This is a genomic window from Bdellovibrio sp. ZFWA1, assembly GCF_056175665.1.
Map to the genome: position 1 here is coordinate 424683 of NZ_JBJKJH010000002.1, position 14199 is coordinate 438881.

13 protein-coding genes are annotated in these 14199 nt (G+C 42.2%); 5 read left to right on the top strand and 8 right to left on the bottom strand.

All coding sequences use genetic code 11. From position 1 onward, the window contains the following. Positions 1-5: 5 nt before the first annotated feature. The 8 genes from AC04MN_RS11510 to mazG form a co-directional block, all read right to left on the bottom strand. Complete coding sequence (locus tag AC04MN_RS11510; protein ID WP_475383344.1) at positions 6-236, bottom strand: hypothetical protein; 231 nt, start codon at positions 234-236, stop codon at positions 6-8. A 28-nt stretch (positions 237-264) separates the two neighbouring features. Next, positions 265-3831: a tetratricopeptide repeat protein gene (locus tag AC04MN_RS11515; RefSeq protein ID WP_475383345.1), complete on the bottom strand. Its 3567-nt coding sequence runs from the start codon at positions 3829-3831 to the stop codon at positions 265-267. Between the two features lie 2 nt (positions 3832-3833). Then, complete coding sequence (locus tag AC04MN_RS11520) at positions 3834-4328, bottom strand: ExbD/TolR family protein (RefSeq protein WP_475383346.1); 495 nt, start codon at positions 4326-4328, stop codon at positions 3834-3836. Positions 4329-4330: 2 nt separating this feature from the next. After that, positions 4331-4876, bottom strand: coding sequence for an ExbD/TolR family protein (locus AC04MN_RS11525; RefSeq protein ID WP_475383347.1), 546 nt, complete (start codon positions 4874-4876; stop codon positions 4331-4333). 59 nt (positions 4877-4935) lie between these two features. Continuing rightward, entirely contained in the window at positions 4936-5649 is a 714-nt protein-coding gene (locus AC04MN_RS11530) for a MotA/TolQ/ExbB proton channel family protein (protein ID WP_475383348.1), read from the bottom strand. 28 nt (positions 5650-5677) lie between these two features. Next, entirely contained in the window at positions 5678-6244 is a 567-nt protein-coding gene (locus tag AC04MN_RS11535; RefSeq protein WP_475383349.1) for a PilZ domain-containing protein, read from the bottom strand. Positions 6245-6247: 3 nt separating this feature from the next. Beyond that, the gene (locus AC04MN_RS11540) at positions 6248-7378 is read right to left on the bottom strand and encodes a vWA domain-containing protein (RefSeq protein ID WP_475383350.1); all 1131 of its coding nucleotides are present in this window, start codon (positions 7376-7378) and stop codon (positions 6248-6250) included. A 346-nt stretch (positions 7379-7724) separates the two neighbouring features. Then, positions 7725-8525, bottom strand: coding sequence for a nucleoside triphosphate pyrophosphohydrolase (mazG, locus tag AC04MN_RS11545; protein WP_475383351.1), 801 nt, complete (start codon positions 8523-8525; stop codon positions 7725-7727). A gap of 81 nt (positions 8526-8606) precedes the next feature. On the opposite strand from mazG, the gene AC04MN_RS11550 reads away from it, so the two are divergent. From AC04MN_RS11550 to prfB, 5 genes are all read left to right on the top strand, one after another. Then, the gene (locus tag AC04MN_RS11550) at positions 8607-11018 is read left to right on the top strand and encodes an HD family phosphohydrolase (RefSeq protein WP_475383352.1); all 2412 of its coding nucleotides are present in this window, start codon (positions 8607-8609) and stop codon (positions 11016-11018) included. Then, on the top strand, positions 11015-11461 hold the full coding sequence (gene ybeY, locus AC04MN_RS11555; RefSeq protein ID WP_475383353.1) for an rRNA maturation RNase YbeY: 447 nt from the start codon (positions 11015-11017) through the stop codon (positions 11459-11461). Before AC04MN_RS11550 ends, ybeY begins: the two co-directional genes overlap by 4 nt. Before the next feature lie 58 nt (positions 11462-11519). Further along, complete coding sequence (locus AC04MN_RS11560) at positions 11520-11831, top strand: hypothetical protein (RefSeq protein WP_475383355.1); 312 nt, start codon at positions 11520-11522, stop codon at positions 11829-11831. Positions 11832-11881: 50 nt separating this feature from the next. After that, positions 11882-12709 carry a hypothetical protein gene (locus AC04MN_RS11565; protein WP_475383357.1) on the top strand — a complete coding sequence of 276 codons (828 nt, stop codon included), beginning with the start codon at positions 11882-11884 and terminating at the stop codon, positions 12707-12709. Positions 12710-13049: 340 nt separating this feature from the next. Further along, positions 13050-14184, top strand: a protein-coding gene (prfB, locus tag AC04MN_RS11570) for a peptide chain release factor 2 (RefSeq protein ID WP_475383358.1) whose coding sequence is annotated in 2 segments (ribosomal slippage) — positions 13050-13130 and positions 13132-14184 — 1134 coding nt in all. Because the reading frame shifts where the segments join, the coding sequence is not laid out codon by codon here. Positions 14185-14199 lie beyond the last annotated feature (15 nt).

The window sequence follows — 14199 nt, forward strand, 5'->3', positions numbered from 1 at the left end:
GCGCTCTACCTCATGTAAAGACTTGTTTCACGAATCTTAGCGTCCATGTCTTTTTGAACGTCGTGCAATGGTTTGAAGCGAATACCGCGTTTTTGCACTAGATAAGCTCCATCAGGATTTCGCACGGTACCTTTTAGGTTCATTTCTGCAAAATTCACTTCCTGGAGTTTTCGAATGCTTTGCTTTTTTCCAAATGCCATCGTGGCAGTCATGGTTACGCAAAGTAGCGTTGTCATCCTGACTATGTTTAGCACAATTCCCCCGTTAGTTAGGTAATACTGTTTTTAAGTACTTAATCTTTGTTTCTAACCATGCATTGACTTCCTGATTCTTAGACAGCTTTAACGCCTTTGCGTAGATATCTAAGGCCGGAGCCGGGGAAGCTTTGTAAGTCTCTAAGATGTGGGCCTCTGTAAGTAAGAGGTTTACATTGGTGCTGTTTTCTTTGATGTGTTCTTTGATGACTGAAAGAGCTTTGTCAGAGTCTCCCTTCTGTGCGAAGGCTTCAGCAATCAAGCTTCCTATCTCTAAGTTAATCGCATCTTCTTTTTTTGCGAAAGAGAAATTTTTTAGAGCCTCATCGTGCTTTCCGTTCGCATAGGCTTTTATTCCCAAAATGCTTGCAAGAACTGACGAAGATTTTTTCAAGGGTTCTGATTTTTCGAAATCCACCAGGGCATTTTGAATGTTATTGTCTAGCGAGTAGACAATTCTAGCTCTTTGAAAATAGGCGTATTCATAAGATTTTTTCTCATTTAGAGACTGTTCCGCAAGCCACTGAGCCTTTTCAAGCTGCTTTCGTTGTTCTGCCACGACCGAAAGTGCAATTAAGGCTTCAGCTCGACGCTCTTTAATATCAAAAGCATCTAGAGCTTCTTTTTCAAGTAGGTCGGTTTTTTTTGATAAAGCAAGCTCTTGCATCTTTTTGTTTTCTAAAAGTATCGCAACCTGACTTGGGGACGGGTATTGAATACTAGGCTTCACGGATTCATTTGCTAAAAGTCCACTGAAAGGATTTTGGTTTTGTATACCAGTACTCTCTTGTAAGACCTTCAATTGAGCCATATTTTCAATTTGGCGCTGTTTCATTGGTTCGATTAACTTTGCAAGTTCAGATTGAAGAGCTTTTTGATCTTCTGCTGAAATGGAGTCAGTGATAATGACATTTTCCAAAGCTTTTATGTAGTCGCGATAGAGGCGGTCTAAGCCCTCAAGAGCCAAAGTCTTATTCTTGTCGTCTGTGGCCATCTTTGCCGCAGAAAAATAGGCTGTGTGAGCTTTATCAAACTTTTCAGTTTTCATAGACAATACAAGTCCAAGGCGGTCAAGTTTAGTTTTAACACTTTGGCTGACAGATTCTTTTTCTAAGATTCGAGCTTGAATCAATCTTGCTGGGGACCGAACTTCGCTTGATGATGGACGAGCATTGGCTTTTAAGCTTAAGTCAAACGCTAAGGAAGCATTGCCGGCATCCAAAGCGGCCTGAGCTTTTTTAATCATGATTTGTGTCGTATAGGGTTCAAAGCCGTGGGATAGGATTTTTGTTTCGATTTCTTGAACTGTTTTTATATCGTCCGCGGATTCGGCCATTGTTTTTAGTTTAACCAAGATATCTTGAGTTTCGTTTTTAGAGGCTGTTTTAAGTTGATTTTCTAGCAAAGACTTTGCTCGAACATACTGGCGTTCCATTACAGCAAGATTGACGATTTGAGCCGAGTACTTTGCCTTATTTTTTTCGTCAAGTTTTTGAAGTTCTTCATAAGCCGCAATGGCTCTGGTAAATTGACCAGACTGAGTAAAGATTTGACTTGCTTCGATCAGGGCGTCGACTGTTTTGGGGTGTTTAGGATACTTCTTTGAAAAATCCATGGCTGTCGAAGCGGCTGCCAAATCCATATTTGCTTTTAATTGGATACCCAGAATCTGTAAAAGCGCTTTTTCGCTTAATGGGGATTGTGGGTTCTTTTTAATAAAGTCATTTAATTGCTGAAGGGATTCTTGGGTCTTTCCAGCCTCAGCTAATAACTGTATGTCAGCAAAGTGGGCTTCTTGGCCAATCTGACTTAGTTGTTTATTTCGTTCTATCGAAACACCCTTTTCAATAGACATTTTTTCAGCAAGTTGGCGAATAGACTTGTAGTCCTTTTGAATATTGTAGATGTCTAATATTAAGTCCTGCGATTTAGTTTTAATTTCCGGTGTTGGATTTTGACTGACTAACCGACTTAGAATTTCTAATGATTCTTTGTATTTTTGGTCTTCATAAAATAGCAAGGCGATTTTAAACTGGACCGCTGAATAGTGGGTGCCCTGAGGATTTTCTTTTGCGTAGGCAAGCGCAGCTTGGAACCGTTGATTTTTTAGGTTTGAGTTTTGAGGATCTTTTTCCAGTGCTTTTTCTAATGAATATAGAACACCATACTGAGCATCGTGTTTCATTGTAGCATCGCTGGTTGCCGTCACTTTTTGATATTCTTTCGATGCATCTACGAATTTTTCTTGTTGAAATAAAAGCTCTGCATAAGCATAACGAGTTTTGAAATCTGGATTTTTACTATCTTCATTTGCCAATATAAGGGCAAACGCCTTCTCAGTTAAGGCTGAAAATTCTTTATGATTTTTATTTTTTAACCAGATATCCCACCATTTCGAAGCAATTTCGAGACTGTCTTTTTTGAATCTTTCAGTACAAGATTCTTGATATTCTTCTTTGCTATTTTGCGCTGTCCACTTAGAGTTCTTTGCACACAGCTCAGATGCAGACTGAAGGTGAGAGATAACATTGTCGCGAGCTTTTAAGTTTTCTTGGGCTTCAACCATTAACATGTGTGATTTTACTGCGGCAGAGCCGTAAGGCTGGTCTTCGAGATAGTCGTTTAAAAACTGACTCATTTCTTTGTATTTTGAATGGGAGAGATACAACTTTCCCATATCGAGCATCGCTTGAGATATTTCATCCTGTGTGGTGATCTTTTCAAAGAACGGGTAGACTTCAGAAGGGCTGTAGCTTTCACCAATGAATATACACAAGTCTCTTAGGGCCTCTTTGCGCAGGTGGTGCTTGTTCGAAATAACTTCGCCAGGGGTAACAGGAGGGTTTCGTTTAACTACAGAAATCAAACGTTTAACTGCCTCATCGTTATTGCGTAGATTGTATTGAGTCCAAGCCGCTTTGTACATACCATACGAGTACACACGGGCCTGGGGATAAGACTCTAGGGCTTCAAAATGGGAAATAGCTTCTTTAAAGTTTTGTTGATTATACAAAAGTTCACCGACAGCAAGGCGCGCATCGGGGGTTAATGGCGATTGTGGATATTTCACCAAAAGTTCTTTGTATAAATGTATCGAGACATTGCTGAGGCTCAACTGCTGATTTGCAAACGCATTATTAAATAATACTGAATCCATGTCTTGGAATTTTGGGAAATCCCGAGCTATGCGATTATAAATTTGCACGGCCTTGCGAATGTGCTCGGCGCTGGACTCAGCAGGCAAGGGAAAGGCACTTTTTGTGTTTCGCTGCATATCAAAAAAGCGACCTGATTTTGATCGTTTCATATAAAGTTCAGCAAGGCGATATAGTAAGTAAGGCTCTTCGCTGGTGCCTTTTTTCTTAGTAAGTAGTGCTTGCAAAGATTCGAGCGCTTTATTTTCCGCCCGAGTAATTAGCATTTCTGACGTAAAAGCCTTTGCTTCGTTTTCATTTTCTTGGCTGCCAATGGCGACCTCAGGTAAAAGACCTTTCGTGTCTTTGTCGGCGGCAAAAACAGAGAGAGAAGTTGTGGTGGCTAAGAGGATCAGGCTGTTTCTCTGAAAGAAAGACTTCATGTCTATTCTCCTACTACGGTCACAAGTTTTAATTGAGGGAATCCTGCCATCGAGGCAGTGTACATAATTTTACGAATCGTCGAATATGGAAGATCCTGATCAGCTTGTAGTAAGATTTTACCGTCTTTTATATGTTTTTTAGCTGCGGGATCTTTTGCTAACTTATCGAGGCGCTCAAAAAGTGGCTTGATAAACGAAGGATCATTGCTATCGACAGAAGGGCTTTGAAAGTCTTTATTTTGAAGACTCGCAATTTTCTCGGTGCCGATCATAAGATCGTTTGCCGAAAGGTTGATGCGAACGCCTTCAGTCGGACTAGAATCAGAAATGGAACTAGGAAGTCGTACATCCTTTACGGGATTAATTTCGACATCAGAGGTCGAATAGGTCTGTAATAGGAATACTAGCATAATAGTAAACATGTCTGTCATCGAGTTAATGTTAAGCCCGAAGGTACTATCTTTTTTTACTTTATATTCGAAGCGACGGCGACCCATGGCTAACCCTCCAACATATTTGCAAAGACAACTTCGGGAAACATGTAGTTAGTTTCTTGTTGTTGACCCGTTTTTTTATCGGTGACCGGAAATTTCGTATCTTTGTCTTTAGAGGCTCGAGCCTCATCCATCACTTTGACTAAATCGTTATAAGAAACAGAGTCTTCGGGGCGAAGTTCAATTTTAAACACATCGGGGTGTTTCTTTTTGACCTCAATGAGCTTGCTGTGAAGGCCAGCATAATCAAGTTTATTTCCCGTGACTGGAATTTTAATCACTTCGGATTTTTCTTTTTGGACAATTTGGATTTCGAAGCCGTTGGCTTTGCCAACGTACAACATGATGCTGGTCGCATCATTCTTGTTTTTTTGTTCTTCAAGGGCCTGTTGGACTACTTGGGGTAGTTCAGTTTCGATTACGCTGGTCTGAACGAAGGCCGTTGAAACAAGAAGCACAGGCACCAGTTTTACCATGACGGCCAATAATGGAGCCAAATCTAGTTCGAATTCTGAGTTGTGCTTAATTTCAAATTTCTTTGCGCGTCTCATTTTTCATCCCTGATTAAGACCCCTTCGTCACTGAAGGGGTGTTAAAATTCAATCGGCGACTAGGATACTTTTTGGTTTGGGTTCGGAGGCACAGAGGTACTGACTTGCACTACCTGATCTGGAAACATTTTGTCTCGGCTAAGTTGAGGAATGTGCGCGCTGGTAAGAAGTTCTGTTAATTTTGCGCATTTTTCCATCATTTCCTCGATCAAGGCATTTTGCCGAGCATGAAGGAACGAGAAGAAGACCATGGCTGGAATGGCCACTGCTAAACCCAATGCTGTCGTATACATCGAAACCGAGATCCCGTTTGCAAGCAAAGCTTGTTTTTGAGCCGGGTCGGCGGTGGCCACAGCTTGGAATGAAAGAATCAGACCGTGGATTGTACCAAGAAGACCTAACAATGTAGCGACGTTAGCAAGCATACTTAGATAGTGTAAGCGTTTTGTAAAACGAGGAATGTTTTCACTCATTGCAATATCGTGAGCCTGAAAAATCGTCTCATCGTCGCGATCTGACTTTTCAAGAATTGTTTTGAAGGCGTTTGCTAGGGGCTTTTGCTCCATTTTCCCGCAAAGAATGAGTGCTTCATCAATTTTTTTGGCCAGAACTAGTGTTTGTATCTTGTTTGCAAATTCATCGGCCTTTAAAGCATAGTCGACATAGAACTTTTTAGCGCGTTCGAAAACTAATGCTAATCCGGCAATCCCCACACCCAGAGTCAGCCAGCCTACGACACCAGAATCATTCATGAACTTTAAAAATGCCATCATATATCTTTCCTCCTGAAAGTAATTAATTTTAGGCTGACGTCCACTGCTTTAGACGTTGTAAACCTTCATTTTGAACTTGGACAAATCTTACTGCATAGTGCAGACCCGACTTCACGTTCATTCGTTCTCGGCTATAATTCTTTCGAATGATTTCAGCGCGAATGTTAAATGACTCAGGATTTTGTTCGCAGGTAGCAAAGTGAAGAAATATACTTTGACCTGGAAGTAGCAAAGGATCGTTCAATAATAAGAGGGCTCCGTTTTCAGATACCGAAACGGTCTGGCCATCAATGAGCCGATGATTGTTGTGTGCATATATTGGGACTTCAATGCGGGCACGAGGGCAGCTGCGTTTTTTAAAGACTTCGGCAAGCTGATCTTGGCCGCCTAATAATCGCAAAAGGCGCTCTTTTGAGTACTCGGGTGTATCCCCTAAAAGAGTCCAGCCATTCATGTGTGGAGCCCAGATATAGTTATAGTCGAACAGCTCTCCAGTTTGTAACATGGAGAGCATGACTTTGTATTGGTAGGGGCCGAATTTCATGTCACCTCGTAAGATGAACCATGAGTCCTGAACTATATTCTCTGCTTGCATCCATCACTCCTTGATAGTTACTGGATCAAATCCAATTCGAATATCTGAATTCGCCGCGGGGATAGCACTTCCGTGGAAGACAACTGAATTGGTTGCTGAATCGTAGGTCCATCCATTGGTACCGTCTTGAGGAACCGTGATTCCATCAACTGTTACCACGATTGTGCTTACGACCGGTACACGCGCCAGTGTGAATACCGACGAGAGTGCAATAATCGACTCTGAAATCAGATCCAAGGTGTCTCCGAAATTCGAGCACAATGAACCCTTTACGCCACCAGTAAGATCCACCAACTGTGGCACTCGAGTGGAAATTTTTCGAGTAAAACCATCTGTTGACAATTGAGTCACACAAGCTGAGTTGGGGACCGTGATCGAGTTGACCGAATAGTTGGCGATACCACCAGCTTGGCGGCCCGTATAAGTATCTAGAAAGCTGACGAAGTCCGAAACTGGAAACAGACTTGGATTCGAATAGCTTTCATTAAGTCCCGTTCCACTGTGTGAGAAATCCTCTTCATCAGAGACAATGACAACAGCTAGGAAGGCGTCACTGCGCCGAAAGCTTTTGCTGATGTTAAATGAGTCATTTAAAGAGTATCTCATAGAATCTAAAGCTCGTTCATCACCATTACCATTGATGCCGACTTTGATGTTAGTTGTGAAGACCTGAGAAAGATTGGGCGTGTTTTTATCCATAACGTAGTAACCCGTGTGCGAGCTGATGCCGTCTTTGAAACGCGCTTTCGTCGAACTTGAGTTAAAACGTTTTTCCCACCCGTCGGTCGTAACAACTGCCATGTGAAAATCGAGGCCTTTCTGGTTAAATCTTGCTATAAATGAAGCAAAATTATTTGCTAAGTTTGTTTGGGATGTATCCATACTTCCCGAGTTATCGACGACCCAAAGGACGTCAATTTTTTTGGCGGCATAGGCGCTAGTTTGTTTAAAACTGGCCTGATCCTCCAGCAGAGAAAAAGAATCTACGGACTTGTTGCAACCTACGCTTAGCGCGGCCATCATGGCCAGAGCCGTCATGCTTCGAAATGTTCTAGAACTTCGAGGCCGGCAACTTTCTGTCGCCTGACAAGCGCATCGCAACTCCATTCTTTTTTGCATCTGATTAGCTGCCATCTTAGCAACCTTCCTTCCGTGGTTTATCACTGTCATCGTTCTTGCGTTCGAATTCAGCGACGTCCTTGTGAAATCAGTTTGCAAGGGAGCTTTAAAAAACTCAAATTTGAGCTAAGTGCTTGGAATCTAAGTATTACCTTTGTGAAATGACTATAATGAGACGGACTAAGTCATTGGAAAGACTGAAATCAAAAAAAAAGTGCAGTGTTTTAACTTTTTTCTTGTGACTAAAACACCGACAGAAAAAAAGAAAATCGCCTTTGAATGCAAAGGCGATGGCGGGGATTTTCGGTCAGATTGTCTATGGAATTTACTAAAACAAAAAAGTTAAAAATTAACTTTTTATTTATTCCATATCGTGGCACCGCTTTTTTGCTTCGTTCCAAAGTATTTCTTTTTCTTCAGCGGGGAGCTGTGCAAACTGTTCATCAGTCAGGGGCTTTACCTGAAACATAGTTTCAAATCGCTTTTCGAAGCGTTGATTCGCTTGCCGCAGGATCTGTTCGGGTTCAAGTCCCAAGTGGCGACTTAATTGGGCTAAGGAAAACAGGATATCTCCCATTTCGTGAGCCATTGCCTTCGAGTTTTTTTGAGCTATAGCTTCCTTAAACTCTTGAATTTCCTCTTCGACTTTGTCGAAAACTTCGTTGGGAGTGGACCAATCAAATTTGAATTTTTCTGTGCGTTTTCCAATTTTATAAGCTCGCTGTAGGGCAGGCATTCCAGCTGGTACATCAAGACGGGGTTTTTTTTGCCCTTCTTTTTCTTTCGTCTTGATAGTTTCCCAGTTTTTTATGACTTCTTCAGTGTCTTGAACCTGGGTGTCAGAAAAGACGTGGGGGTGCCGACGAATCAATTTTTCAGCCAAGTTTTCGATGATATCTAAGAGGTCAAACGCGCCTCTTTCTTTTGCAAGTTGGGCATGGAGCACTACTTGGAAAAGAACATCACCTAGCTCATCCTTGAATTTTGCATCGTCTTTTGATTCTAAAGCTTCGACCATTTCAAAGGTTTCCTCGATTGCGTACTGAGTTAGACTTTGGTGGGTCTGTTCTTTATCCCAGGGACAGCCCTCGGGGCCGCGCAATGCAGAAACGATCTCGACTAAAGCATGAATATGTCGTAATTCTTTAGGGGGATGAGGCACAAAAAACCTTCCTTTTGGCAAGCCAGACTCTTCTTATTTTAACAAAAAAACCGAAGAGTTGTAGAATGGACAGCATAGTATATGCAGCGAGAAAATAAAGAAAAAAAAGGCCAGGCGCCTTTACATCGAGTCAACTATGAAGATCACAGTTTAAAGTTTTTAGACTGGGTTGATTCTATGGGCTTGGAGCGAACTTTTTTTGGTCGCTGGATTCAGTATCTTGACGAGAAACTGTATATACGCCGCGCAGCCTTGGTTTTTCTATATTGCGTTGTCCTTTCTTATCTTATTTTTTTTCAAATTGAAATTCCCCAAAGCTTTGAGGTCGGCGAGAAAGTCAAAAATGATGTCATTTCGCCAATTACTTTCGAAATGACGGATGAGGTTTCGACCGAAGAGCGCCGTCAAAAGGCCGAATCCGACGTCGGTTATATCTATGATTACGATGCTTCGACGCAGCCAAAAGTTGCCATGGGCATCATTCAGTCGTTTAAAGAAATGCGAGCCCTGATAGATGAGGTGCCGTTTAAGTCGAATCTTAAAGAGCGTCGGGAGCAAATTAAAGAGCTATTGAAATCAAAGCCCTTGTTTGAAAAGGCGATTGGGGTGCCTGTTGCTGATTACCATTTTGAGTGGCTTTTAGAGTCACGATTTGATCGCCGGATTGAGGATGCAATTTTAAGGAACATCGCATATTGGTATCAGAGAAAAATTTCAACTTCTTTGGATCGGAATATTCCATCTGGGCAAGACAGTCTGTTAGCCCGAACTTTAACAAATAATACCGCGGGGAAAGAATTCAAGATTGCTAGATCAGAAGTTGCTGACTTGCAAGATCCTTCGGTCTTTAAGTTAGCCGTCACAAGGGGTATTGAAAATTTAAGCGAGAGTGAAAAAACAACTCTAGAGATGTTCGCTAAAAGCCTTCTAGTTCCGAACCTGACTTTAAATAAAAATGAAACACGAGTCCGCCATCGAACGGCACGGGAATCCGTTATCCCAGTTATTATTTCAGTTAAAAAGAACCAGGTGATCGTGGCTAATGGCTCAGTCATTCAGCCATTTCATATGGCAATGTTCAAAGAGATCGAATCGATTCAAAATGATCGTCGAAAAGATTTTATGGCGATCGCATTGGCAATTGTGCTTTCCACCTGTGTTCTAGTGTTCTTTTCTTATCTGCGTCGCTTTACGCTGAACAAGGTGAAGATCGAGTTTAAAGATGTCTCGGTGATGATGGTGATCGCCTTTGTGGTGATCACGTTAGTAAAAATTTGGATCTTTGTTATGGACGCCTCCATAGCCTCAAAATTCGGGCAATGGCTTCCAGGAACTGTTTTGTTATTCGCAGCACCAGTAGCCGCGGGTCCTATGATGGTAGGACTTCTGGTCACCTCGGGAGAGGTGGTTTGGTTATTTACCGCATTCCTGTCAGTTTGTATGGGCATAATGACGGATTTCAACTTTCCGTTTATGTTGGTGTCGATGGTCGGGGGGATCGCTGCTGCTCGAGGTGTTTTTGCGTGTAAAAAAAGAAATGATATTTACTGGGCCGGTGTGCGCACGGGGCTTGTGAATGTCTTTTTGGTCACCTTTGTTTTGTCGGTGGCACATCTGGATAGTGGTGATGTCGTTAAAGAGATTCTACTTTCAGGGCCGGCCAGCTTTTTAGGTGGGATCTTTGCTTCTCTTGTTGCCATGATGTTTATCCCTTTGCTTGAATCGGTGTTTAACTATACGACAGATATTAAACTCTTAGAATTATCTAATTTAAATCATCCATTATTGCGTGAAATGATCGTTAAGGCTCCAGGGACTTATCATCATTCTATGATGGTGGGGAGTATGGTCGAGGCTGCTGCCGAGGAAATTGGCGCCAATTCATTGCTAGGTAAAGTCATGTGTTATTACCATGATATTGGCAAAATGGTTTATCCGAAGTATTTCATAGAAAATCAGAAACCAGGACAAAATCCTCATGATCATATATCGCCATTTATGTCGAAGACCCTTTTGATTGCCCACGTTAAAGATGGTGTCGAGATGGGGATGGAGCATAAGCTGGGCAAGCCTATTATCGACGGCGTATTGCAGCACCATGGGACGACCTTAATTTCTTATTTTTATAATAAAGCCTTGGATGCTAGACAAGAAGACGACCCGGAATTTTCAGAGAATGAATTTAGATATCCTGGCCCTAAACCACAGTTCCGTGAAGCTGCATTATGTATGTTGGCAGACTCTATCGAGGCCGCAGCCAGGTCCTTAGATGAACCGACTCCGGTTAGATTGCAAAATATTGTACGAAATGTCATTCAGCGCAAATTTTCCGATGGTCAATTGGACGAGTGTAATTTAACTCTCAAAGATCTTTCTAAAGTGGAAGCGGCATTCGTTCGAATTTTGATTGGTATTTATCACCAACGCATCGACTATCCACGTTCTGCAGGTGGTGGACTGGGTGATATTGCTAGGACCGAGTTGAAAAAATGATTTTAGAAATAGTGAATGAATCAAAAGTTCGAGTGCCTCGAAAGTTTATCGAAAATTGGATGCAGTCCTGTGTTAGGGAGTTGCTCAAACAAAAAGTTTTGGCAAAATCAGATCAAAATAAAACTCTGACATTGGTTTTTTTAGACGTTGCCGCGGCTAAAAAAATTAACTCTGAATTTAGAAAAAAAAACTATGCAACGGACGTTTTAAGTTTTGACTCTATGGATCCCTCTAGCCTCGGTGAATTAGTTCTGTGTTCGCCCGTGCTTAAAAAGCAGGCTAACGAGCATGGCCTGACCTATAAACACGAGTTGGGCTATATGTTGTTGCATGGTCTATTACATTTGAAAGGCTATGACCACGAATTGGGGCCCAAAGAAGCAGAATTGATGTTTGACATTCAAGATAGATTATTTGAGAGACTATTACGCGCTGGGTTGTAGCTTTGAAGATGACAAGCTCCTTTGGGTTGGGCGATACAAGCCTAAAAAAGGAGCATTTATGATGAAGCTTAAGTTCGCTCTCGTTATTGCGGGACTTTTTATTTCTTCAACTCGGGCATTGGCTTGGTATCCAGTTCAGGCGCAGTGTCAGGTGACTCCAGCGCAGGCCTCTTGCGCTGTTTACAATCCAAATCCATTTTATATCGTTTGTCAGGGGCGCACTCAAGGGCTCACCGCTTCTGGGTTCCCAGTTTGGTCCGGTTTTAATATGCCAATCGCACCTGGAACTTATGCCTACACTTATGTATATGCAGCAAACCCTTGGTATGATCCATTCGTAAATGGTGGTGCTGAAGTTTGGTGTCAGTAGTTTTTTGAATCAGATTTAAATGTGTTATCTTCAGCCGAGGGGAAATTGGTTTGAGGCTATCAATACATCTTGTTTTTTATTTTTGTTTTTTCTTAGGGGCTCTGAGTGACGGAGCCCCTCTTTCTATTTCGGTAGTGCATTCTTACGATCAGGTACCCTTTATTGACTCTACTAATCAACAAGGTCTTGTTAGTTACGTCATTCAGTTTTTAAATAAAAAATTTTCAGGAAAAGTTGTTTTTATTGAAGAAAAATTGCCGCGAGAGCGTCTTAAGCGTCTTTACTTAGACAATCCTCAATCATTATCGGGAATTATTCTTTTCTTATCGCCAAAATTTGTTGGTGATGAAGCGAGAAGCAAATTCCGTTGGAGTTCAGCATTGATGAGTGACGCCAACGTTGTGTTGATAGCGAAGGATTCAAAATGGCGGCCCTCATCGATGAATGATTTTAAAGGGAAAAAATTGGGTTCAATTAGGGGGCATGTTCAACCCGAACTTATCAAGTTGCGCGAGCAAAAAGCCATAGAAGTTATAAATACTAATTCGGATATTCAAAGTTTTGATATGTTGATTGCCGGTAAGGTCGATTTTGTGATTTCGGGGCGAATGAACTACTTAGCGCTGAATCAAACTGAAAGTCGATACGTCTCAAAAATTCAAAGGGTTTACCTTAAAGAGGCACAAAGTTTTGAACGCTATGCGATTTTAGGATCATTGATGACTGAACAGCGGACCTTGGAGTTTGAACAGGCATTAGCGGATCTGGCTTGTGATAGGCAATGGATTGACTACTCAAGGCGCTACCAATTTATTCCGGCTCCTTGTGCAAAAAAAAAGGTCCCTTCAGTATCCGTACTGCCGGGACCTGCAAAATGACTCTTCGGGAATAAGGGAGGGGAATCCCAAAGAGTTGCTAATCGCTTTGCTCTCGTAGAATCCCTATATCAACATTGATGCCAGCTCTAAAAACCTCTTAAATTTTATTTAATCAGCTTTTAGGCGGCGGCGATGGGTGCCTAAGTGATTTTCGGCGTGATCGTCTTCGAACTGCTTACAGATTATACAAAATCAACGTATTTTGAGGCGCAAACTTGTCACTTTGAAGGCCAAAACGCCTCGAGCTCAAATTAGATTGGGGCTCGGCCCTTACTTTTTTTCAAGCTCTGCGACGTATCCCCCCTTGACTGGAATCAACAGAGGTTCAATCATAGGACCCATGTCGATTGTTACCGAAATTTCAGAAGTAAAAAAACAGATCCAAGATTTAGAGAAACTCTCTTTCGAGCTTCGGGGGTATCTTTGACTTAGATACCAAAGTCAAAAGGCTTGAAGAGCTTGCTATGGCTGCCGAAAATCCCGCTTTATGGGAAAAGCCAGCTGAAATGCAAAAACTGAATAAAGAAAAAGCTTTGCTTGAGCGCGCTGTCGGGGAATACAAAAATTTTCATCAAAAATTAGAAGACGCTAAAGTGCTATTAGATATGGCGGCAGAAGCTCAAGACGAAGACACGTTTAAAGAAGTCAAAAACGAAGTCAGCGCGACTAGCAAATTGGGCGAAGAGCTCGAGCTGCAAAGGGTCCTCAGCGGCGAGCTTGACCCCAATAATTGTTATCTCTCGATTAATTCTGGAGCCGGTGGTACCGAGTCTTGTGATTGGGCGGCGATGCTGCTTCGAATGTACACTCGTTACGCTGATAAGCACGGCTTTAAATGTGAAATTGTCGATATGACCGAGGGTGAAGAAGCTGGAATAAAATCTTGCACTCTTTTGATCTCGGGTCCTTATGCTTATGGTTATCTTAAGGCCGAATCAGGTGTCCATCGGCTTGTGCGAATTTCTCCTTTTGATTCAAACGCTCGACGCCATACTTCTTTTTCGTCGGTTTTTGCTTGGGCTGAAATTGATGACGACATCAATATTGAAGTTCGATCTGATGAAATTCGCGTCGAGACTTTCCGTGCCTCAGGGGCCGGAGGACAGCACGTCAACCGAACTGACTCTGCGGTGAGAATGTATCACTTACCCTCGGGGATTGTGGTCAGCTGTCAGACCGAGCGTTCTCAGATTCAGAACCGAGAGCGCGCAATGAAAATGTTGAAAGCTCGGTTGTACGAAGTTGAAGTTGAAAAACGTAATAAAGCAAAAGATGAAATGAATTCTCAGAAAAAAGCCAACGAGTGGGGTTCGCAGATTCGTTCTTATGTGATGCATCCTTACCAGTTGGTGAAGGACCATAGAACCGACCACGAGACCAATCAAGTTCAAGATGTCATGGATGGAGAACTCGATTCCTTTATTATGGCTTTCTTGAAAGACCAAGTCGTGTCGGCAACGACGCCGATAAATTAGGATCAGGGGACGATT

Coding starts and splice junctions, on each gene's coding strand:
- AC04MN_RS11535 (WP_475383349.1), bottom strand. CDS start 6,244: ATGCAAGCAGAGAATATAGTTCAGGACTCATGGTTCATCTTACGAGGT.
- AC04MN_RS11560 (WP_475383355.1), top strand. CDS start 11,520: ATGATGAAGCTTAAGTTCGCTCTCGTTATTGCGGGACTTTTTATTTCT.
- AC04MN_RS11510 (WP_475383344.1), bottom strand. CDS start 236: ATGACAACGCTACTTTGCGTAACCATGACTGCCACGATGGCATTTGGA.
- AC04MN_RS11530 (WP_475383348.1), bottom strand. CDS start 5,649: ATGATGGCATTTTTAAAGTTCATGAATGATTCTGGTGTCGTAGGCTGG.
- AC04MN_RS11540 (WP_475383350.1), bottom strand. CDS start 7,378: ATGGCAGCTAATCAGATGCAAAAAAGAATGGAGTTGCGATGCGCTTGT.
- AC04MN_RS11550 (WP_475383352.1), top strand. CDS start 8,607: ATGCAGCGAGAAAATAAAGAAAAAAAAGGCCAGGCGCCTTTACATCGA.
- AC04MN_RS11515 (WP_475383345.1), bottom strand. CDS start 3,831: ATGAAGTCTTTCTTTCAGAGAAACAGCCTGATCCTCTTAGCCACCACA.
- AC04MN_RS11525 (WP_475383347.1), bottom strand. CDS start 4,876: ATGAGACGCGCAAAGAAATTTGAAATTAAGCACAACTCAGAATTCGAA.
- ybeY (WP_475383353.1), top strand. CDS start 11,015: ATGATTTTAGAAATAGTGAATGAATCAAAAGTTCGAGTGCCTCGAAAG.
- AC04MN_RS11520 (WP_475383346.1), bottom strand. CDS start 4,328: ATGGGTCGCCGTCGCTTCGAATATAAAGTAAAAAAAGATAGTACCTTC.